This window comes from Leptotrichia wadei (assembly GCF_007990445.1).
GTDB classification, from domain to species: Bacteria; Fusobacteriota; Fusobacteriia; order Fusobacteriales; family Leptotrichiaceae; genus Leptotrichia; species Leptotrichia wadei_A.
Window position 1 is genome coordinate 445,079 of sequence record NZ_AP019841.1, and the last position, 22,482, is coordinate 467,560.

Here is a 22,482-nt window from a genome sequence, read left to right on the forward strand (position 1 = left end):
AAATAAGGAAAACAAATAAGTTATGAAAAAAGATTTTTTTAAAAAACTTTACCCGCTGACAAAGCTATATTTGGCTTTGGCATTGATAATATCAGCATTTATTATTCCAAGTCACATCTATGATTACTCAATGATAATAATTTGTGGAATTATAGTTTCTTTTGAAAATAAATTAAAAATTTACAGCAAAAGAATATTTTTAAGTTTATTCTGGCTTTTTACAGCGATATTTATTATTCAAAGCCTTTTTATACCAGCAGGTGAAGTTTGGTTAAAGTTTGGATTTATTTCGGTTTACAAGGAAGGAGTAATGAAGGCTATAAGTCTGACATCTAAGTTAACGGCGATTGTAAGTGCTTTAACAATGCTGACTTTAATAACCCCAGTAAAGGACTTTACTCTTGCACTTGAAAAAAAGGGATTAAATCCGAAAGCTGCATTTATTTTAATGCTTACTTTGCAAACAATACCAGAAATGAAAAAGCAGGCAGATGTTATTATGGATTCACAAAAGGCAAGGGGAATTGAAACTGAAGGAAATGTCTTTGTCAGGGCAAAAGCGTTAATTCCTATATTTATTCCACTTGTACTTTCTTCCATTGCGAATACAGAAGAACGGGCAATTACATTAGAAGCACGTGGATTTTCTGTTGGAGAAAAAAGAACAATATTATACGATATTGAAGAAACAAAAAATGATAAAATAATGAAAGTTATACTGGCTATTTTTATAGTTTTGAGTATTGTTTGGAGGGTTTTATGGGCTATCTTAAATTAGAAAATGTAAACTATAAGTATCCATTGGAAGAAAAAAATACTTTGCAAAATATAAATATCGAAATAAAAAAAGGCGAATTTTGGGCTGTAATTGGAAAAAATGGAAGTGGAAAAACAACATTTTGCAATATTTTAAGAAGATTTGTGCCTGATTTTTACAAAGGCGAACTAACAGGGAAAATAACTTTAGAAGGCAAGGAATTAAAAGATTATAGCCAAAAGGAAATCGTCCAAAGGATCGGATTCGTTTTTCAAAATCCATTTACTCAAATTAGCGGTGTTAAAAATACAGTTTTTGAAGAAATAGCTTACGGATTGGAAAATCTAGGAATAGAACGTGAAACAATAATTTCAGAAGTGGAAAAAATATTAAAGCTTCTTGAAATCGAAAAACTTCGTGATAAAAATCCATACAATTTATCTGGTGGGCAAAAGCAAAGAGTCGCCCTTGCCTCAATCATCGCAATGAACCCCGATATTCTCGTTATTGATGAGCCAACTTCACAGCTTGACCCAAAAGGAACGGAAGATATTTTCAAAATTATAAATTTAATGGCAAATGAAGGAAAGACAATAATTCTGGTTGAGCATAAACTTGAACTTATTGCAGAATATGCCGAAAATATTCTTGTTCTTGATGAAGGAGAAATAATTTTGAGCGGAAAAGCGAATGAAGTTTTAAATAATAAAATTTTGCTGGAAAAAGAAATTGGGATGACACAGTATTCGATGCTTGCTTATGAACTTGAAAAGGTGGGAAAAGCTAAATTTGAAGAAATTCCAATAACTAAAGAAAAAGTAATAGAGTTGTTAAAAAAGTAAAAAAATTGATAAATATTTTGAAAATTTACGAAAAAATATTCTAAAGCAAGGGGTTTCGACCCCTTGTTAAATTTGACAAACTTGAAGAAGGAGCTAATTATGAGTTTTATTACTGTAAAAAATTTAAGTTTTAAATATCCAAATGGAACTGAAAATGTACTTAATAATGTTTCACTTGAAGTTAAAAAAGGCGAAAAAGTTGCAATTATTGGGCAAAATGGAGCTGGGAAAACGACATTGGTAAAAATGTTAAATGGACTTTTAAAGCCAGTAAGCGGAGATGTGATTGCAGATGACTGGAACACAAAAGATTACACAGTTGCTAAAATGAGCCGAAAAGTCGGATATGTTTTTCAAAATCCAATGGATCAAATATTTCACAATAATGTCTATGATGAAATAGCCTTTGGAGCAAAAAAATTAAAATATTCTCCTGATGAAATAAAAAAAATGGTAGAAAATGCCATAAAATTAACAGAACTTGAAAAATATCAAAGGGAAAATCCATATAACTTGCCATATTCACTGAGAAAATTTGTTACAATAGCCGCAGTAATTGCAATGGGATCAGATGTCATTGTAATGGATGAGCCGACAGCAGGACAGGATTTTAAAGGAATGAAAGTTTTGCATAACTTAATTGATGAACTTCAGAAACAGGGAAAAACAATTATTACAATAACTCACGATATGGAATTTGTAGTAAAAAATTTTGACAGGGTAATCGTAATGACAAATGGAGAAGTTATCGCTGATGGAGATAAACGTGATATTTTCTGGCAATTTGACACTTTGGAAAAAAGTATGGTGAAACAGCCGTATATTAGTGATTTGGCTAGGGAAATGGAATTGGATGGGAAAGTTTTAAATGTTACAGAATTTGTGGAAAATTATTAAAAATTTTCTCAAATTAATAGGTAAAGATTTTTTTATAGTATAATTAAATTGTAAAAAAACAGATATTTGTAGATAGAAAAATCGGTTAAACTGCCTTAAAATACAGGGCAGTTTTTATATTAACGATTTTTTATATCATAATTCAAATTACAGTTGTCTATTATTTTTTAAGTCGAGGATAACACACCAAAAATAAAAAAATCTTTTTTCCTTACAGATATTATTTGCAGTTTTTTTTGTAAAACTTTAATTACATCATTGTAAAATTTATTTTAAAATGTTATTATAAAATAAAAAGATACAAAAATTATGAAAAAGGAGAATATTTTTATGTTATATCCAATGAAATTTAAAAAATTTTTTGTGGAAAAAGTGTGGGGTGGACGTGAATTTGAAACAAAATTAGGAATGAAACTGCCTGAAGGCAAGAAAATTGGTGAATCTTGGGAAGTGTCGGCACATCCGCATGGAATGGGTATTGTGGAAAATGGTGCTTTAGCTGGGCAAAGGCTGGATGATATTTACAAGGAGTATAAGGGGGAACTTACAGGAAAAAAGGTTTATGAAAAATATCCAAATAAATTTCCGTTACTTATAAAATATCTTGATGTAAATGACAGACTTTCAATTCAAGTGCATCCAAGTGATGAAGTTGCCTTAAAAAAACATAATGAATTTGGGAAAAGTGAATCTTGGTATATAATGGAGGCAAGTGATGATGCTACTTTAATTTTAGGAATAAAGCCTGGAGTTACGAAGGAAAAATTTTTGGAAAAAGTGAAAAAAAATGATTTTGATGGATTATTTGAAGAAAAATCTGTAAAAAAGGGTGATTTTATTGATATTACGCCAGGAACAGTTCATGCTTCACTAAAAGGGAGCGTAATTTTTGCGGAAATTCAGCAAAATTCAGATGTCACTTATAGAATTTATGATTTTGACAGAATTGATAAAAACGGGAAGAAAAGGGAGCTGCATTTGCAGGATTCAGCTGATGTAATTGATTTTGGAAAGGAAGTGGAAATTAAGAATACTGATTTTGATAAATCTGAAAATGGGAAAGATATTTTGAAAAAGAATATTATAGAAAAAGAATATTATTCGATTGATAAAATAAGATTTAATGGTTCTTTTGAAGATGTAAATAATGAAAGTATGACAATTTACTCGTTCCTTGAAGGAGAAGGGAAAATTGTGTGGGGAGAAAATGAAGAACTTTCGGTTAAAAAGGGTGAAACAATTTTAATTCCTGTTGGAATTAAGACAAAAACTGTTGGGAAGTTTGAAATTTTAAGAACAATAATTTAAATAAATATGGGCAAGGATTCTAGTATTCTTTTAGGCAAAAATTAGATGATTTGCCTTGTTTTTTTAGTGGGAATATGTTATTCTAATATTATACGAATGACATTTTTTAACAAAAAGATGACAAGAAGTCAAGTATCGAATTTTATAAAAAGGAAAAAAAAAGTGAAAAGAAGGATTTTATTGTTTGGAATAATGTTGGGAACTTCATCTTGTGGAATTATTAGTGGAGTTGGAAGTGTAGTAGGAGGAACTATAAAGGCTGCTGGTGGAGTTACAGGAGCAGTTATTGGAACAACTGGGAAATTAATTGGAGGTATTATTGGCGGAAGTAATGGAGAAATTAAAGCTAAAAATACAAAATATAAATTTTCAGATGCAGAAGTGGAAATAACTGGTGGAAAGACCATTGTTACAGGAATTTTGACACATAATGGAGTGACTAAAAAAAATTTGACCATTGAAATTCCATGTTTTGATAAAAATGGAGCGAAAGTAGGAGATGCTGTAGATAATATCAGTTCACTTGCAAAAAATGAAAAATGGGAATTTCAGGCGATTCTTAATACGAATGAAACAAAAACTTGTAAATTGAAGGATACGTATATTTATGAGGGAAATACAAATATGATTATCGAAGGCAATGATGAAGATAATGACAATATTAATAATGTTGAAGAAAAATAAAATAGGAGGGAATAAATGATAGGAATTATTGGGGCAGTGGTTGAAGAGGCTGAAGCGATAAAAAAGGAAATTAAGGAAATTAAGGAAACTGTGATAAGCGGAATATCTTTTTTTACTGGGAAATTTAACGATAGGGATGTTGTTTTTGTACAATCTGGAATTGGGAAGGTAAATGCTGCGATTACAGCGACTTTATTAATTGAAAAATTTAAAGTGAGTGAAGTGATCTTTTCTGGAGTGGCTGGGTCATTGGATGAAAGATTGAAAGTTGGGGATGTTGTTATAGGGCGTGACATTGTTCAGCACGATGTTGATGCTACAGCATTTGGATATAAAATGGGACAGATTCCGCAAATGAAGGAATGGGCTTTTGAATCGGATAAGGAATTGGTTGAAAAGGCTGGAAATGTAAATGATTTTGATCATTGCATATTTTTTGGAAGAATTTTGACAGGAGATCAGTTTGTAAGTAAAAAGGATGTGAAGATTCGGCTTGGGAAGGATTTTGAAGCGCTTTGCGTGGATATGGAAAGTGGTGCTGTGGCTCAAGTCTGCACAAGATTAGGCGTGAAATTTTTAATAATTCGTTCAATTTCTGATTCAATCACAGATGAGTCTGATATGGAATATGAGACTTTTGTAAAATTGGCAGCAAAAAATTCTACCAGAATATTAAAAGAGATTACTTTATAATATAAAAAATAGAATGTTTTAAAATAGGAAGTTGTAAAAAAAGTTATTTAATGCTTGCAAAAAATTTGTTTGTATAATAAAAGTTAAGATTTTTTGTAAAAAGTAAATAAAAATAAGGAAATGAAGGGAGAAAAATATGAGTTTTCGATTAAATCCGTTTAAAGTTATGAGAGCTGTGGGAATTGTTGCAATTGTGGTTTATGGAGCGGTGCTTGTTACGGGATATAAAAAGTCAAAGGTAAATACGACTGAGAGCATTACAAAGGATATGAAAGTAAGAAATAAGAATTTTTATAATTCAAAGGATTATAAAAATAACCTGACTTTGCCAAAGCAAGTTGTGGAAAATAACAATGAAACAGTTGCAAAGGAGATGGAGCAGGCTAAACCGGCAGAAACTGTAGATTTACAAAAGAATTCTGCAAATTCTAATAAACAGAAGGCTGATGCAAAAGCAGCAGATGAAGCTAAAAAAAAGGAAGAGCAGGCAAAATTAGAAGCGCAAAAGTTGGAAATGCAAAAAGCGGCTCAACAAAAAGCGGCTGAGCAAAAACGTCAGGAAGAGGCAAAACTTGCAGCCAGACAAGCCGAAATAAAAAAACAGCAGCAAATAGAAGCGGCAAGAAAGGAACAGGCGGCGGCACAGGCAAGAGCAGAAGCGGCAAGACAACGTGCAAAAGAAGAGGCAGCTAAAAAAGCCAAAGAGGAAGCGGCAAAAAGAGCTAGAGAAAATGCAAAAAAACATCAAGGGCCTAAAAAGTACATTCAAGTGGCTTCAGTAACAACAGAAGCTTCAGCAAGAGGAATAGCAAAAAGGCTTGGTGGAAACTTTTATTATAAAAAAACGACTGTAAACGGTAAAACAGCTTATGTAGTAATGTCAAATATGACAGATAATCCTAATACATTAAAAGCTATGGAAAATCAAGCAAAAAGAGCAGGTGGCGGTTATATGATCCGTTCAGTTGGAAAATAGGAAGAATAAAAGTTTTTGAAAATAAAAATAAACTTAAAGAATGGAATAAAATAAATTTATGAATAAAAATTATAAAGGAAACATTATACCAAAAGAGATTGTAGAAGAAGTAAAGATTGCTAAAAGTATCATTTTGACGGCACATGTTAATCCTGACGGAGATGCGCTCGGTTCAATTTTGGCATTTTATTTTATGATAAATGAATATTGCCAAAAAAATAATATTGAAAAGGATGTAAAAATTATTATTGATGACAAACTTCCTAAATATATGCGACATTTTGAAGATACAAAGTTAATTTGGAATTATGAAAAATTTTGTGATGAATTTAATAAAGATGCTCAAAATAGTAAAAAATTTGATTTGTTTATAAGTTTAGATTGTGCAAATGAGGAAAGATATGGAAAGTCTGTAGAAATAAAGAAATTAAGTAAAAAGTCAATCAATATTGATCATCATGTAAGCAATACTGAACATGCTGATTTTAACTATGTGGAGGATATTTGCAGCACAAGTGAGCTTTTGTATCAATTTTTAGAAATTTTTGATATTGGATTGACAAAAAAAATTGCTGAGTATATGTATCTTGGAATAATTAACGATACTGGAAACTTTAGGCATGACAATGTTACAGAACATACTTTTCTTGTTTGTTCAAAATTAATTGGAGCAGGTGTGAATAATCACAAAATTGCCAATATTATTTTTGAAGTTAGTGAAAAAAAGGTTGAATTAATTGGTGAAGTTTATAAAAATAAAAAAATTAATGAAAAATATAAGTTTGCCAGTTATTATTTGACACAGGAAAAAATGAAGGAACTGGGAATTGAAAAGGATGATACAGATGGTACGGCAGAAATGCTTTTGAGAATTGAAGGAATGGAAATTTCTCTGTTTGTAAGGGAAAATATTGATGGTTCTCTAAAGGGAAGTTTTCGTGCAAATGATAAATATGATGTAAATAAAATAGCTTCAATTTTTGGTGGCGGAGGACATATAAAAGCCGCTGGATTTAAGACAGATTTATCTTTTGAGGAAATTTTAGAAAAAACATATAAGGAATTAGAAAAATAAATTTAAATAAAAAATTTTAATTTGAGGATTTGAGGAAAGGAGAGTTTAATGGTTGATTTTAATATGTTTAATTATTTAAAAATAAAAGGCTTCTCAAATAATCAGCTCGCAGCGAATTTTCAAGAAATTGAGAAGGCTAATCAAAATATTAATGAAATTTTGGAAAATAATCCAGATGCTGTTTTGAAAAAAATAGAATATAAATATTTGGATAAGGAAAAAAAGCAATTACAGTTTGAAATTAAAATAGAGGTTGTGGATAAATAGTGAAAAATAAAATAAAAAGAATAGCAATGGTTTTATGGTTTGGAATATTGATAAGCTGTTCATCGGTTGGTAAAAGAACAGTTCCAGATTCAGCAGTCGTTTCAAGGGATGTAGTTGTAAATAATAGTATTGCTGAAATAAAGAAAAAATTTAGTGAAGATGTAAAATCAGAAAATGTTGGGCTTTATAAAAAGGGATTTAGAAACTGGAAGGTAATTTTATATGGTAAACAGGCATATTATCAGGTATTTGTAACAGAAGACGGTAAAATCGTCTCTAGTGAAAGATTTGAATATAAATAATATTTTTATTAAAGCAAGTATTCTAAAGAAAGGGGGCAAGACCCCCTGTGGAAACAAAAAATGAAGTTATTGAACAGGTCTTATTTATTAATGAGCTCCATTTTTTATTTATATGAAGTTAAAACTTTTTACTAAACCTTATAAAAGAAGAAATTTATATTTTCTTTAAATTTTTATTTGTTATTATTTTCATTATTATCTTCATTTTTTTTTGAAGATTCTAAATTATTGAAGACATTAATTAAGCTGTCTGAATCAACATCATAGTAGATGTCATCATTAAAATAATTATTTTCTTCTATGTTAGAATTTTCAATTTTTCCAATTTCCTGATCAGCATTATTAGATTTTTGTGATATATTTTTTAGAATATTTTGAGAAATATTATCGGTATTTTCTTCGTTATTTTGAACATAAGGGTTTTGATTTTGAGATTTCTTTTTTTTCTCCTTTTTGGCTTCTTTATTTTCATCAGCCTCATTAATTATGAAAATCGAGTCAAAAATTACAAAGAAGTCATTAATTGCAGAACTTTCCTTTTCTGTTTTTAACATAAGAATAGTACCTTCTAATAAAGCAATTAAAATTCTTGCTATTGTTTCAGGGACAATCTTATCATATTTTTCAGGAAAAGCATATTTTAATGTTGTTATAAAAAATGAAAATCTAAGTTCGATTTTTTTGTATGATTTTACAAGCTCCTCACGGATATTTTTGTTAATATCAGATAGTTCAAGAGCTAGATTTCCAAGCGGACTTCCTCCGTGAAATTTGTTATTTTCAATGTTTTCAAAATATTTTTCAAAAAAATAGTGAAATTTTTGAATTGACAAGTCATCTACATTATTGTTGAAAAAATTTATAAGATTTTCAGTATGATATTTTATAACAGCAATAAGAAGTTCTTCCTTGCTGGAAAAAAATTTATAGAAAATATCATTAGGCATTTCACAAGCCTTAAAAATATCGGTTAATTCCGTGTTTTTGTAGCCTTTGTAATAAAAAAGCTTTGCACTTTGCTGTATTATAAAATTTTTGCTATATTTTTTAGTCATTAAATTTACCTCTTTACAGTATTTTGTATATATTTTATAATTTAATTTGAGGATTGTCAATAAAAATAATTAAAAACTATAAATAAATAAAAGGATGTGATTTTATGAAATACAATTTTGATGAAATTATTGACAGAAAGAGCAATCATTCTGTAAAATACAATGAACTTATGAGAAAATTTGGAGTAGATGATGTAATTCCGCTTTGGATTGCAGATATGGACTTTAAGACAGCGCAGCCCATAATCGATGCTCTTGAAAAAAAAGCTCAGCACGGAATTTTTGGATATGTTTACCGTCCTGACGAATATTTTGAGTCATTTATAAATTGGCAAAAGAGAAGATTTGGATGGGAACCAATAAAAGAACTGCTTAGTTTTAGTATTGGAGTTGTTCCGACATTAGGATCATTAATACAGCTTTTTTCTGAAAAGGGTGACAAAATTTTAATACAGACGCCTGTTTATTCAGAATTTTATGATATTAGTGAAGATAATGCAAGAATTATTATCGAAAATAAATTTATTGAAAAAAATGGAGAATACTCGCTTGATTTGGAAGATTTGGAAAATAAATTAAAAGAAAATCCAAAATTATTTATTTTCTGTAATCCTCACAATCCTTTAGGACATGTGTGGACACATGAAGAATTAGAGGCAATTGGGAATTTGTGCATAAAATATAAAGTTCCTGTAATTTCAGATGAAATTCATGCTGACTTGACATTGTGGGATAACAAGCATATTCCAATGGCAAGTGTCTCTGAAGAAATTAGACAAAATACGATAACTTGTACTTCGACAGGAAAAGCCTTTAACCTTGCTGGTCTTCAAAGTGCCACAATAATTTTCAATAATTTGGAAGTAAAAGCCAAATTTGACAGATTTTGGAAGGATTTGGAAGTTCATAGAAATAATCCGTTTAATTTAGTTGCTACAATTGCGGCCTATTCTGATGGTGGAGAGGAATATTTAAAGCAATTAAAGAAATATTTGGAAAATAATATTTTATTTTTAAATAATTTCTTTAAGGAATATATTCCAGAAATTACGCCAAATATTCCGCAAGCAACATATTTAGTATGGCTAGACTGCAGAAAATTATGTGAAAAGTTTGGATTTAATCAGGAACAGCTTGAAAAATTTATGCTGACAAAGGCAAAATTGGGATTAAATGAAGGGCGAGTATATCAAAGGGGATTAGAAGGATTTATGAGATTAAATACAGCTTGTCCTAGAGCAGTTTTAGAAAAAGCGTTAAATCAGTTAAAAGATGCAATTTCAAATGAAAATAAAAAATTAAAATAAAATAATTTTATTAATAATTACATACACCTACACCTTAATAAGTAACTACAAAGGAATAATTAAGTAATTTCTATTTATTAGCCTGTATAATTACAACATACAATTATGACAATACATGAAAATTATAAAAAAACCGATTGTTATGATGGAATAGAAACGAAAAAGTAAATATATGGACAATTTTATAGTTGTTGCCACTTATAAAGTAAAGGAGGTGTATGTAATTTATGGCAAACATTAAGGAAATTTATTTGGCTGGAGGTTGTTTCTGGGGTGTGGAAAAGTTTTTTAAAATGGCTCCAGGTGTTATTAAAACATCAGTTGGCTATGCAAACGGACAAACTCTAGATACTAATTATGATATTCTAAAAATGACTGATCACGTTGAAACTGTGCATATAACGTACGATGCAGATCAAGTATCTCTAAATCAGCTTCTCAACTATTATTTCTCAATAATTGACCCGACAAGTATTAATAGACAGGGACTTGATGAAGGTCGACAATATAGAACTGGAATTTATTATGTGGATAAAGATGAATTAAATACAATAAGGACAAGGGTAGAAAATGAGCAGAACAGATATTCAAGAGAAATTCAAGTAGAAGTTAGGCCGTTAAAACATTATATCCTGGCTGAAGAATACCATCAAAATTATTTAGATAAGAATCCTAATGGATATTGTCATCTGGATCTTGAAAATGCTATAAAAATTTTTTCAAAGGAATAAAATAAGAGTATAAAATAATAAGTCGGGAAATCCCGACTTTTGCTTTTTTTGATTTTATCTATTTTCCATTAGAATAATGGATTTGTTATGAATTTTAAGTATTAATTGCTATTACTTGAATTACTTGAATTACCTGAATTACCTGAATTTGATTTATTAGAATTTATAATATCTTTACTTAAAACAGAATATAAAAGATTTACATATCTCTTGGCTGCGTGAGGTTTTGGATGTGTTCCATCCTTGTAAAAATATTGCTGTTTTCCTTTTGAATATGAATACCAGTCGATTACTTTTATATTTGGATTTTCAGAACTTACTTTTTTAATTTCTGCATTAACGCTATCTTGCCATGGGTCAGGCATAACTGTGTTTATAAAGTAAACGTCATGACCTTGCAACGTTTGTAAAACAGATTTCATATCCTTTTCAAAAATTGTACCATTTGTACCAAGAGCAATAACGACTATTTTTTTCAATTTTCCATTTTGAGCAAAATTCTTTAACATGTTTGGCAATTCATAAAATTGGCGACCGACTTTTGTTTCTATAATGGCATTTGGATATTTTTTCTTCAAATCAAATTTTGTCATATGAAGTACCGAATCTCCAATAAACAATATTTCCCTTTCATCGTTTGGATATTTTTTCAAAATTTCATCTTGAATTTTAGATTCCGCTTCAATACTTTTTGAAGGTGTATTTAAAGCCGCCAGCAATTTATCTATTGTCAGTTCTTCATTTTGGGAATTTTGTGCTGCTGCAGAAGCAGTATTTGCTGGAGTTTCCTTTTTATTTTCTTCCACGGCTGGAGTCTCCAAAGTTTTTTGCACTTCCTTCATTTCTTCCAGATCTTTATTTTCATAAACTGGAGAATATACTAAAATTGCAAGAATAACAGCTAAAACTGGATAGCTCGCATAATTTATAGCTTTCTCATATTTCTTGCTATTTTTTTCAAGCAGAATATAGCATAGTTCTGAAATTACAATTAGAATAACAACTTGAATGAAAAATTTCTGCATATTTGAAAGTTTTGCCCATTTAAAATATTCACGTGTAAATATCATGATAGGGTATTGCCATAAATAGTACTGATACTGATGCTGTCCTAATCTTATAATTGGATTAAAAATTTTTGGATGTTTTGAAAGACTGAATTTCTGTAATTCTGGCTTTGAAAATAGCAAGATTGTAAATCCAATTAAAATACTGGCTAAAAACATCAATCCGTAATAGTTATAGGCATTTCTGTAATCTATTCCAAAAGAAAAGAAAATAAGAGATGCTAAACCAAGTATTCCTAAAATAAATACAATTTTCTTCTCGATTTTATTTGTGATTTCCCTATTTGCATAAAAACAAGCTATTCCAGCAGGAATGAAAAATGCAAATGCACGAGTGTCGGTTCCATAATATATTCTTGAAAAATCTGCTCCTTCTGGAGAATTTGAAGTTACATAAAATACATAAGCCATCATTAAACCTGAAGCTGTCCCAATTACCAAAAGAACAATACCGATTATGTTATTTTTTAATTTAAGTTTTTTCAATCCTTGAATTAAAATTGGAAAAAATACATACATTTGAGTCAAAAAGGATAATGCCCAAACATGAGTAAGCGGTAAAATAATTCCAAAGCTATCAAAATAGGACATTTTTGAAAAAATTTGATAAATATTATTTAGTCCTAATATTGAAAATAATGCGCTGTATTTATACTTATCTTCAAGTCCATTATTTACGAAATATAATGCTATAGTTGAAATTAAGATAACAATTAAAAGGCTTGGGTAAATCTTTTTTAATCTTCGATTAATTACAGAAAATATTGAAAAATCTCTTGAAAGCAGACCGCCAGTTACCAAATATCCGCTTAATGCAAAAAATATAACAACTCCAATATAAGTTCCCTTGTAGGAAAACCAGTGATAGACACAAATAAGAACAAGTGCAACTGCCCTTAATATGTCAAGACTTTGTATTCTTTGTTTTTTCATAAATAAAAAAATTCCTTTCTTTTTTTCTTTCTTTAAATATAATTTATTTGATTTATATAATATTAAAATTTTTAGTGCTAAAAAAAATTAATATTGAAAAAAACTACCTTAAAACAAACATTAGAAATTGTTAAATCTATTTTTGTGATAGCTCAACTATTTAAGTTTGAAATTAAAGCAGTTTTTGAAATTTTGTAATTAAATTATGAATATTTTGGAATTATGAAATTAATAGTTTTTTATTGTATCTTTTGTTAAATTTCTCAAGTCTATTATTTTTTCACTATTTCCATCATTATTTTGTGGATTTGAAGGATTATTTTTCAAAGAATCATTATTTTTTGTATCCTTATTTTCTTCTTCTTTATTTTCTTCAAGATAATGTTTTTTAATTTCATTTGTTAAAAAGTCTGCATAATATCTTTGTCCTTTATCATTTGGATGAGTTCTGTCCTTGTAAAAATATTGATTTTTACCTTTTGCGTAAGAATACCAGTCTATAAGATAGGCATTTGGATATTGAGCAACTTTTTCCTTAAGTTTTTTGTTTACTTCCTGTTCCCATGGATCTTTATGTGCAGTATTCATAAAGAATACATCTTTCCCATTTGCCATTTTCATAACATAGTCAAAATCTTTATCTGTAAATTTTCCATTTGTTCCAAGGTGAACAACTAACGTAGTTTTCAACTTTCCATTTTCAACTAATTTTGTAACAATTCCTGGAAGTGTTGAAAATTGACGTGAAATTTTTGTGTCAAAATATGGATTTTTAAAATTAGGAGCAATATACTGCTTACTGCTATCCATTATTGAATCTCCTACAAATACAATATCTTCTGGAACTTCGCCAGCAACAATAATTCCAGAACCAAAAATTAATACAACTAGCATAAATAAAATTTTTTTCATAAAATTTCTCCCTTTTTATATTTTAAATTATAAGTTATTATAAAATATAATTTTACTTTTGTCAAATATTTAAAAAAATTTAGATTTCATTAATTATTATTTTAGAAAAACTAAAGATAAAAAAGAAGAGGCTAACCTTTAATAAAGTTACCATTTAAAGATAGCCTCTCTACTTAAATTAATTATTTAGTTTTCCAAATTTCATCTTCATATTGTGCAATTGTTCTATCTGATGAGAAGAACCCTGCTTTTGCCATATTGTTTATTACTTTTTTGTACCACAAGTCTTTGTTTTCATAATCTTTAAACATTCTTTCCTTTGTATTGCAGTAATCTGCAAAGTCAATTAAAGTCATAAACCAGTCTTTATTTATTAATTCATTTTGAAGTCTTTCCAATCTTTCTTTATTTCCAACTTTAATTAATTCATCTGAAGTTATGAAATCAACTACTTCTTTAATTCCTTCTTGTTCATAGTAATCTTTTGAAACATAACCTGAAGTTTCATATAATTTTATTATTTCATCACTTTGTTTTCCAAAAATATAAATATTTTCATCGCCTACAAGGTCATGAATTTCCACATTTGCTCCATCCATTGTTCCAAGTGTCAATGCTCCATTTAGCATGAATTTCATATTTCCAGTTCCGCTGGCTTCTTTTGAAGCAAGAGAGATTTGTTCTGAAATATCAGTTGCTGGAATAATTTTTTCAGCTAATCCTACATTATAGTTTTCAACTAGGTAAACATTTAAGTATTTGTTTACTTCTGGATCGTTGTTTATAATTTCTGATAGACAAAGTATCAAGTGGATTATGTCTTGGGCAATAATGTAGGCTGGTGCAGCTTTTCCACCAAATAATACTGTTATTTTTGTTTCAGGCAATTTTCCATTTTTAATATCTAAATATTTTTTAATTACATATAAAGCGTTCATTTGTTGACGTTTATATTCGTGGAATCTTTTAATTTGAGTATCAATGATACTATTTTCATCTATAATGATTCCTTGTGTATGTTTTAAGTATTTTTTCAATTTAATTTTATTTTCGTGTTTAATTTGCGCTAATTTTTCATATACATTTTTGTCATCTACAAATTTCAAAAGTTCCTTTAATTGTTCAGCATCTTTTAAATAATCTGTACCAATTAATTCTTTGAAGTAATCAGCCAAGTCTTCATTACAGCTTTCAAGCCATCTTCTAAATGTAATTCCATTTGTTTTATTATTGAATTTTTCAGGATAAATTTCATAGAAATCCTTAAGTTCACTATTTTTCAATATTTCAGTATGCAAATAAGCAACTCCATTTACACTTGAAGAAAAGTGAATATCCATATTTGCCATGTGAACTCTATTTTGATCATCTATAATTTGTACCTTTTTATTTGAATATTTATCTTTTATAATTTTATCCAGTTTTTTTATAATTTCAACAATATTTGGCACAACTTCTTCCAAATAATCTAAAGGCCATTTTTCCAATGCTTCTGCCAAAATTGTATGATTTGTGTATCCAGTCATTTTTGTTACAATTTCCACTGCCTCATCAAAAGAAATATTATGTTCTTCAGTCATGATACGAATTAATTCAGGAATTACCATACTTGGATGTGTATCATTAATTTGAACAAAAGCATAATCTGCTAAATCATGAATATTGCTTCCTTTTTCAGTTGCTTCAGCAATAATCAATCTTGCTGCATTTGATACCATGAAATATTGTTGATAGATACGTAGCAATTCCCCTTTTTTTGTACTGTCATCAGGGTATAGGAATAATGTTAGATTTTTTTCAATATTTTCTTCATCGAATGAAATACCATCTTTTATTAAATTATAGTCAATACTTTCAATGTCAAATAAATTTAAGTAATTTTTTGTATCTCTTTCATATCCTAAAATGTCAATTCTTTTTAATTTTGAATGTAAAGTGAAATTTTTGAATTTAACATCATATCCGATATTTGTATCTCTTAACCAGCTTTCATCTTCAATCCAGTAGTTTGCTTCAGCCTTTTGCTCATTATTTCTAAAAACTTGCTTGAATAATCCGCAATGATAGTTAAGTCCAACTCCTTCTCCATTAATTCCCAAAGTTGACATTGAATCAACGAAACAAGAAGCAAGTCTTCCAAGTCCACCATTTCCCAATGAAGGTTCTGTTTCAACTTCTTCCACGTGGCTTAAATTTTTTCCTGCAGCCTTCAATTCATCTCTAACTTCTTTATAAATTCCCAAGTTAATCAAGTTGTTTGATAATAATTTTCCAATTAGAAATTCTGCAGAAATATAGTATATTTTCTTTTTAGATTCATTTTTAGTTTTTTCATCTGCTCTTTCTTTAATATATTCAAGCAACTTATAGTAAATTTCTTGATTTGTCATTTCGCTTAATTGCTTTTCATTTTTTTTATTTAAAAAATCTGTAAATTTATAACTCACTGTCTTAAATTGTCTCCTTTTAAATTTTATTTTTATTTTATAATATTTTTTTATATCATTTAAACTGCTTCAAAATTGGAAAACTAAAATTAATGAACCTATAGCTTGAGTATCCATTCATAATTTTTGTATCCAATTTTAAAGTTGTTTTACTATGTTGATCCTATTATATAACTATTTTTTTAATTTGTCAAGACATTTACGTAAATGTAGACAAAAGGCTTAAAATATAACTTAATAAGTATCTTTACAAAAAATTTTTTTTTAAAATATCAAAAAAAAATAAAAAAACCCAGAAAAATTTCTGAGTCTTATAGGCTTTGGTATAAGCCGGATTCTGTATTAGTTAATCATTTATCTAAATCAATAATTGCTTATGGATTTTAGCGAGCTACCAATCAAGCCAAGACGGGCCGTCTCTTAACAGCTTTCTGCTTGCCCTTGCTTTGAGAGGGGTTTACCTAGCTGATTTAATCTCTTAAATCACTGGTAGTCTCTTACACTACCTTTTCACCCTTACCTGAAAAAAATCAGGCGGTTTCTTTTCTGTGGCACTTTCCTTAGGATTTCTCCCAGCAGCCGTTAGCTGCCTCTCTTGCCCTGCAAAGTCCAGACTTTCCTCTTAAAAATTTTTGTTCTAAAAATTCTCAAGCGATTAACTCCAAAACCTGAATTTATATTACCATTTTTTTGTTATATTTGTCAATTTATTCTTTTATTTTATTTACTCAGAAAGAATTTGAAGAAACATAAATTTTTTATCAGTTATATTGAAAAAAATAGTGGCAGAAAAATTAAAAAATTTGAAATATTTTCTTGCTTGTGATATAATAAGACAGGTTTTAATAATTAGAAAAAAATTTTGAGGTGATTATAAAAATGAAAAAATTAACATTATTTTTTATGGCATTGCTTGTATTTAATGTGTCATTTGCAAAGGAAAAGGAAAAGATTGATACGACTTTTACATTTCAAGGGTATTCTCCAACATCAAGCAGCAGTATAAAGGTCAGTCCTAGAACAAAAATTACGAAGAACTCAAAAATTTCTTATCCATCGTTTATAGGTGGCGCAAATTCTGATATTGTTAAGAATATGAATGCAATTATGGAAAACTTTATTTCAAGATATAAATCCACAAAGCATGTATCATATAGTACTTCTTATGAAGTTACAGCGGAAAATAGTTTATTTTTAAGCGTTTTGTTTACAATTAACTTAACAGATAACGATACAGGACAAAAGACAGTTCTTCATAATGCAATATCTTATAACTTAAAAAGTGGTAAACAATTGCAACTTAAAGATTTATTTGTAGATGGATTTAATAGTGAACTGACAGATGTTGTAAATTCAAGATTTAAACAGTTTGGACTTCCACAAATTGATAAACTTGATGATATTGACAGACAACAAAGTTTCTATTTGGAAAACGATGCTCTTGTCTTGATTTTCAATAAAGGGGAAGCTTCTAACTTTGCTGATGGAGAAGTTTATATTCCATTCTTGCTTACAGACTTGATTGGTCTTTTGCGATAATTTACATAGAAAATATATATAAAAATACACTAAAAATAATTTACTTTAATTATGATAGTGTATTTTTTTATATTTTTGTATATAAACTTGACTTTTTAATTAATTTATGGTATTATTAATTAATTTCTAATCAAAAAAAAATAATTTTGACATATAATGATTTTTTGTATCTTATTTTTTGCGAATATTTTTCAGTTAATAAATCGAATAAATTATTAATATTCAGAGCTTGAATAGAAAAGAACTGAGCAAAAACAGACTTTATTAATTTAGAAAAACAATATAAGAAAGGATGTTGGGAATAAATTAATATTAACAGGAGTCAAAATTTCAAATATGAAGAATATTGAATAAAGAATTTAGTAGGCATAGAATATATTTTGATGGAGATTTTGAATATAAAAATAAGTTAGATGAATTAGAACAGGTGGAAAATATGGCTTTGAAATTCTTCATTGAAAACAAATGAAACAGAAACTCAAAATCTTGAAATAAAAAATAATTTGCAACAAAATAATAACAACAATTTAGAAGATGTTTTAAAAAATCTGAGAGAAAGGGTTGGAAAATAAAATGAGAAAATTAAAATATATTTTGTTATTTGTAATACTAATATTTGGATTGAATTCTTGTCTAACTACATTGGTAGGTTGGGGAATATGTGAAGAAATTGGTTGTACTCCATCACCAAAAAAAAATGGAATCGAGGGAGTAGAAATCTTTGCAGAAGAAAATTTTCTAGAATTTAAAAATTATTTTGAGTCATTAAAGAAAAGAGAAATTGTAGTGGTAAAAGCTGGAATCAATGAAACTTTTAATGTTAATCTTCCTAAAAATTTTATATTAAAAAAAATAAAAGATGGTTATTATCTATATGATGAAAAAAAGAAAATAGGCTTTTTTGTAATAGAGGATTTAAGAGCCTCTCAAAGTTATGATAAAAGAGACATAGAAAAAATATTTAATGGAACTGATAGAAAAGATTATAAAATTATAAATGTTAATAAGGGTGTACAGACATTAAAAGACAAAGAAGGATTAATTTTAAAATTAAAAAAACTTTCAGAAAATTATTATGCCTTAGCAAGTTTTTATGAAAGTGATGAACATTCAAAAGAAATACAAGAAATTTATGATTATTTATTAGAAAAAATGTAAGAATTGGGGTGTATTTAAAATTTTGAACAATTAAGTAAGGCACTAGTTTTCAATATTGCATATAATTTAAATATTCGATATTAAATTCTCAATTTTTTTGATAAAAAAAGAAGCTGAACACAAAATTTTAATCATTTTGAACAGCCTCTTTTTTATATGCTTGATTGGGAACTGTATTAATTTATACTTAACCTTATTTAAAAAATAAAGATTGTATTTTATTTTGTAGCTTTTTCTATAATAATTTGTCGATTATAAGTATCCATTTTAGCTTTTGCTCCTATTGGGATGGCTATAAATGGTCTTACATGTCCAGACTTGAAGTTTTTTATGATTGGGATATTTAATTTTCCAAAATTGTCATAGAATACTTCGTCAATTGTCATGTCTGTAGGATCAGCCTGTTTTGGGTTTTTAAAGTCGCCAAGTATGATTCCTTGTAATTTGTCAAATTTTCCAGCGAGTCTAAGCTGCTGTAACATTCTATCTATACGGTAGCTTGCTTCATTTGTTTCTTCCAGAAAAAGTATTTTTCCATCTGTATTAATTTCGTGATCCGTTCCAAGCGTTGCAACTACTAAGGATAAATTTCCACCAGTAATTTTTCCGCTTCCACGTCCATTTTTCATGATTGAATATGTATCATCAAAATCTAGCAAGTTGTATGATTCATTGCTCATAAACGCTTTGTTAAAAGCATTTTCTGTAACAGGAGGAATGTTTTTTAAGTTATCAGCCATAGGTCCTTGAAATGTTACAAGTCCTGTTTTTTCATTAATTGCCAAAAGTAATGTTGTGTTATCGCTAAATCCTGAGATGATTTTAGGATTTTTTTTAATCGTATCGTAATTTAATTTATCTACGATTCTGATTCCGCCATATCCTCCACGTACAGCGAAAATAGCCTTGATATTAGGGTTAGCAAACATATCGTTTATATCCTTTGCTCTCACATTGTCAGTTCCTCCAAATCCATACCATTTTGAATAAAATGATTGACCATAGACAACATTAAATCCTCTGCTTTTTAAATATTCCACTTCTGCATTGCTGTTTTCGTTAGTGTAGTTTGCAGGTGCGATTAAACCGATTGTGTCGCCAGGTTTTAGGCCTTCTGGAATAATAATTTCATTTTCTGTGGTATTTTTGCTGTTTTGGTAACTTGCGGAATTTCTTATTCTTGTGCTTGTTTCTGAAGATTTTGATGATTTGTATGTAGCGGCATTTAATGTAAGGCTGGCTATGGCGAATACTGCTATTAATAATAATTTATTTGCTTTAATTGTTCTCACATCCTTTAAATTTTAATTTCTTAGATTATTTAAAAAAACAGGCAATTTATCTTAACTGATAAAAGTTAGAGATACATTGCCTTTACAATTCATTATTTCAATTGTTTATTATTTCATTGCTTGAACTTGTTTTAAAACTTCTGCTGCTCCATTTACTTTGTTATTTACAGCTTCTTGTAAAATTTTGATTGCTTCGGCTTTTTTACCTAATCCAGCATAAACTTGACCTAAAACAACTTTTGCATTATTATCTTTGTCTTCGTTTATTGCCTTTTGCAAATATTTTTCAGCTAATGATCCTGCACCAACGCTTCCAAAGTAAGTTCCAATTTGTCTATTTGTTACTTTTGGTGAAGCTGATTTTAATTGGCTATAAATTGAATTTACTTTTGCTGTATTGTTTTGTACTTCGTAAATTCCTAAAAGCAATATTTTCGCAGCTGAATTTTTAGGTTCAACAGCTATTGTTTTTGTTAAAAATTCTTCAGCTTTTGCTGGGTTGTTTTGTTGTAAATAATAAGTTCCTAATATTTCAAGGATTTGACCGTTTTTACCTTTTGCGGCTGTATTCATTTCTAATAAATATTTTTCAGCTTGTGCTGGATTTTTTTCATTCATTGCAAGTTCAGCTAGTAAAATTCCTGCTCCGTTTACACGGTCTGAAGCTCCTGTATATGCTTTTTGCAAGTAAGACTTGGCTTGTGCAGTATTATTTTTTGTTAAATAATATTGCCCAATGTTGTAATTAACTTCAGCTACGAAATCTTTATTTGCAGATTGTACAGCTTTGTTATATCTTGCAGTTCCTTTTGATTGTTCGTTATTATCAAAGTAGAAAATAATTAAGCTTGATACTACATCAGCATTGTTTCCACCAGATTTTTCATCTGTCCAGATAATATATTTTTCAGCCTCAGCCTTGTTTTTTTGTTGGATTCCTACAAGGTAAAGTAATCTTGCGGCTTCAACAGCTTCTGGAGTTGTAGATGATCCATTTCCCCAAGCTGCTTGTAAATAAGGTTTTGCTTGATCTACTTTATTATCTTTTAAGTAATATGCTCCTAATTCAAGATTTGCTTTTTGTGCATAAGAAGCGTCTGTTCCTTTTGCAACACCTTCTAGCACTTTTACAGCATCTGTTATTTTATTTTCTCCAGCTAATTTCACTGCTTTTTCATAATCTGTTTTTCCATCAGCAAATGAGATGGCTCCTGTGACCAAAATGGCTCCTATTAGTAATAGTTTTTTCATTTTTCCTCCTAATTAATTTGACAATTTACAAAAATTAAAAATTTATATAATATTTAAAATTTTTGCAACTTCTTCATTTATTATATCATTTGCTTATTTGATTTTGCTTATAAAAAAATATAAAAAAATTTAATAAACTCTACAAAAAGCATTTTTATGATTATTTTCTATTTATATTAAATATTTCTTAAGGCATCAACTAATTCTGTTTTTGAAGCAGTTTTTGCATCTACACCTTTTATAATTCTGGCAGGCGTTCCAGCTACAACTACGCCTTCAGGCACGTTTTCGGTTACGATTGCTCCTGCCGCAACGACAGATCCCTTTCCAACTCTTACACCTTCCAGCACAACTGCATTTGCTCCTACAACTACATCATCCTCAATAACTACTGGATCAGCTGAAGGCGGCTCAATAACTCCCGCAAGCACTGCACCCGCACCTATATGGCAGTTTTTCCCGACTTTTGCACGTCCGCCAAGAACAACGTTCATATCAATCATTGTTCCTTCACCAATTTCAGCACCGATATTTATAACAGCTCCCATCATAATAACGGCTCTGTCTCCGATGCTTACTTTATCACGGATAAATACTCCAGGCTCAATTCTTGCATTAATATTTTTAATGTCAAGCATAGGCACACCAGAATTTCTTCTGTCATTTTTTAGATAATAATTAGTAAGATTGTTTTCTTTAATAATCTTATCAATTTCTTCCCAATCTCCAAAAACTACTTTTAATCCATCTTTTCCAATAACTTTACAAGAATAAGCATTTTTTATATCTTCATCTGTATAAAGTTCCACAGGCGTAGTTTTTTTCGCATCAGCAATATATTGAATAATTGCCTTTGATTTTTCTAATTCTGTCATTATACTCCTCCATTTTTATATATTTTGACTTTTAATCATTGCATTTTTCGTATTTTAGCATTTTTTTTTGATTTTTACAACTATAATTATTTTTTTAATTTGATTAATATACTT

Annotated in this window: 21 protein-coding genes and 1 other RNA gene; 14 read left to right on the forward strand and 8 right to left on the reverse strand. The window is 28.9% G+C overall.

Going from position 1 to position 22,482, the window contains the following annotated elements:
* Nucleotides 1–22: 22 nt before the first annotated feature.
* The 10 genes from FVE74_RS02250 (at nucleotide 23) to FVE74_RS02295 (ending at nucleotide 7,801) form a co-directional block, all read left to right on the forward strand.
* Nucleotides 23–778 (forward strand): energy-coupling factor transporter transmembrane component T, encoded by a 756-nt coding sequence (locus tag FVE74_RS02250; protein ID WP_147003007.1) that lies wholly within the window; start codon nucleotides 23–25, stop codon nucleotides 776–778.
* Entirely contained in the window at nucleotides 760–1,599 is an 840-nt protein-coding gene (locus FVE74_RS02255; RefSeq protein WP_147003008.1) for an energy-coupling factor ABC transporter ATP-binding protein, read from the forward strand. The genes FVE74_RS02250 and FVE74_RS02255 overlap by 19 nt, the downstream gene beginning before the upstream one ends.
* Nucleotides 1,600–1,698: 99 nt before the next feature.
* A complete protein-coding gene (locus tag FVE74_RS02260) occupies nucleotides 1,699–2,496 on the forward strand; it encodes an energy-coupling factor ABC transporter ATP-binding protein (protein ID WP_147003009.1) in 798 nt (265 codons plus the stop codon).
* A 330-nt stretch (nucleotides 2,497–2,826) separates the two neighbouring features.
* Nucleotides 2,827–3,804: a type I phosphomannose isomerase catalytic subunit gene (locus FVE74_RS02265; RefSeq protein ID WP_147003010.1), complete on the forward strand. Its 978-nt coding sequence runs from the start codon at nucleotides 2,827–2,829 to the stop codon at nucleotides 3,802–3,804.
* 162 nt (nucleotides 3,805–3,966) lie between these two features.
* Nucleotides 3,967–4,488: an FxLYD domain-containing protein gene (locus tag FVE74_RS02270; protein ID WP_147003011.1), complete on the forward strand. Its 522-nt coding sequence runs from the start codon at nucleotides 3,967–3,969 to the stop codon at nucleotides 4,486–4,488.
* 15 nt (nucleotides 4,489–4,503) lie between these two features.
* Nucleotides 4,504–5,181 (forward strand): 5'-methylthioadenosine/adenosylhomocysteine nucleosidase, encoded by a 678-nt coding sequence (locus tag FVE74_RS02275; RefSeq protein WP_147003012.1) that lies wholly within the window; start codon nucleotides 4,504–4,506, stop codon nucleotides 5,179–5,181.
* Between the two features lie 136 nt (nucleotides 5,182–5,317).
* Nucleotides 5,318–6,157, forward strand: a complete 840-nt coding sequence (locus FVE74_RS02280) for a sporulation protein (RefSeq protein WP_147003013.1) — start codon at nucleotides 5,318–5,320, stop codon at nucleotides 6,155–6,157.
* 58 nt (nucleotides 6,158–6,215) lie between these two features.
* A complete protein-coding gene (locus tag FVE74_RS02285) occupies nucleotides 6,216–7,232 on the forward strand; it encodes a DHH family phosphoesterase (protein ID WP_147003014.1) in 1,017 nt (338 codons plus the stop codon).
* A gap of 48 nt (nucleotides 7,233–7,280) precedes the next feature.
* Entirely contained in the window at nucleotides 7,281–7,499 is a 219-nt protein-coding gene (locus tag FVE74_RS02290; RefSeq protein ID WP_147003015.1) for a hypothetical protein, read from the forward strand.
* A complete protein-coding gene (locus FVE74_RS02295; protein ID WP_147003016.1) occupies nucleotides 7,499–7,801 on the forward strand; it encodes a hypothetical protein in 303 nt (100 codons plus the stop codon). The genes FVE74_RS02290 and FVE74_RS02295 overlap by 1 nt, the downstream gene beginning before the upstream one ends.
* Nucleotides 7,802–7,974: 173 nt before the next feature.
* On the opposite strand, the gene FVE74_RS02300 is transcribed toward FVE74_RS02295, so the two are convergent.
* Nucleotides 7,975–8,856, reverse strand: coding sequence for a TetR/AcrR family transcriptional regulator (locus FVE74_RS02300; protein ID WP_147003017.1), 882 nt, complete (start codon nucleotides 8,854–8,856; stop codon nucleotides 7,975–7,977).
* A 104-nt stretch (nucleotides 8,857–8,960) separates the two neighbouring features.
* On the opposite strand from FVE74_RS02300, the gene FVE74_RS02305 reads away from it, so the two are divergent.
* Together FVE74_RS02305 and msrA are read left to right on the forward strand one after the other, a co-directional pair.
* The gene (locus tag FVE74_RS02305) at nucleotides 8,961–10,163 is read left to right on the forward strand and encodes a MalY/PatB family protein (RefSeq protein ID WP_147003018.1); all 1,203 of its coding nucleotides are present in this window, start codon (nucleotides 8,961–8,963) and stop codon (nucleotides 10,161–10,163) included.
* A 227-nt stretch (nucleotides 10,164–10,390) separates the two neighbouring features.
* Nucleotides 10,391–10,894, forward strand: coding sequence for a peptide-methionine (S)-S-oxide reductase MsrA (gene msrA / locus FVE74_RS02310; RefSeq protein ID WP_147003019.1), 504 nt, complete (start codon nucleotides 10,391–10,393; stop codon nucleotides 10,892–10,894).
* 101 nt (nucleotides 10,895–10,995) lie between these two features.
* Here the strand turns inward: msrA and FVE74_RS02315 are convergent, their stop codons facing one another.
* The 4 genes from FVE74_RS02315 to rnpB all read right to left on the reverse strand — a co-directional run bounded on the left by FVE74_RS02315 (nucleotide 10,996) and on the right by rnpB (nucleotide 16,924).
* Complete coding sequence (locus FVE74_RS02315) at nucleotides 10,996–12,894, reverse strand: acyltransferase family protein (protein WP_147003020.1); 1,899 nt, start codon at nucleotides 12,892–12,894, stop codon at nucleotides 10,996–10,998.
* 228 nt (nucleotides 12,895–13,122) lie between these two features.
* Nucleotides 13,123–13,806 carry an acetylase gene (locus tag FVE74_RS02320; protein WP_147003021.1) on the reverse strand — a complete coding sequence of 228 codons (684 nt, stop codon included), beginning with the start codon at nucleotides 13,804–13,806 and terminating at the stop codon, nucleotides 13,123–13,125.
* 182 nt (nucleotides 13,807–13,988) lie between these two features.
* Nucleotides 13,989–16,253, reverse strand: a complete 2,265-nt coding sequence (glgP, locus tag FVE74_RS02325) for a glycogen/starch/alpha-glucan family phosphorylase (protein WP_147003022.1) — start codon at nucleotides 16,251–16,253, stop codon at nucleotides 13,989–13,991.
* Nucleotides 16,254–16,563: 310 nt separating this feature from the next.
* An RNA gene (gene rnpB / locus FVE74_RS02330) (RNase P RNA component class A) lies at nucleotides 16,564–16,924 on the reverse strand.
* A gap of 208 nt (nucleotides 16,925–17,132) precedes the next feature.
* On the opposite strand from rnpB, the gene FVE74_RS02335 reads away from it, so the two are divergent.
* Together FVE74_RS02335 and FVE74_RS02340 are read left to right on the forward strand one after the other, a co-directional pair.
* On the forward strand, nucleotides 17,133–17,792 hold the full coding sequence (locus FVE74_RS02335; RefSeq protein ID WP_147003023.1) for an RsiV family protein: 660 nt from the start codon (nucleotides 17,133–17,135) through the stop codon (nucleotides 17,790–17,792).
* 573 nt (nucleotides 17,793–18,365) lie between these two features.
* A complete protein-coding gene (locus tag FVE74_RS02340) occupies nucleotides 18,366–18,950 on the forward strand; it encodes a hypothetical protein (RefSeq protein WP_147003024.1) in 585 nt (194 codons plus the stop codon).
* 218 nt (nucleotides 18,951–19,168) lie between these two features.
* Here the strand turns inward: FVE74_RS02340 and FVE74_RS02345 are convergent, their stop codons facing one another.
* The 3 genes from FVE74_RS02345 to dapD form a co-directional block, all read right to left on the reverse strand.
* A complete protein-coding gene (locus FVE74_RS02345; protein WP_147003025.1) occupies nucleotides 19,169–20,242 on the reverse strand; it encodes a S66 peptidase family protein in 1,074 nt (357 codons plus the stop codon).
* A 108-nt stretch (nucleotides 20,243–20,350) separates the two neighbouring features.
* Nucleotides 20,351–21,493 (reverse strand): tetratricopeptide repeat protein, encoded by a 1,143-nt coding sequence (locus FVE74_RS02350; protein ID WP_147003026.1) that lies wholly within the window; start codon nucleotides 21,491–21,493, stop codon nucleotides 20,351–20,353.
* 176 nt (nucleotides 21,494–21,669) lie between these two features.
* Nucleotides 21,670–22,368, reverse strand: coding sequence for a 2,3,4,5-tetrahydropyridine-2,6-dicarboxylate N-acetyltransferase (gene dapD / locus FVE74_RS02355; protein ID WP_147003027.1), 699 nt, complete (start codon nucleotides 22,366–22,368; stop codon nucleotides 21,670–21,672).
* Between the last annotated feature and the right edge of the window lie 114 nt (nucleotides 22,369–22,482).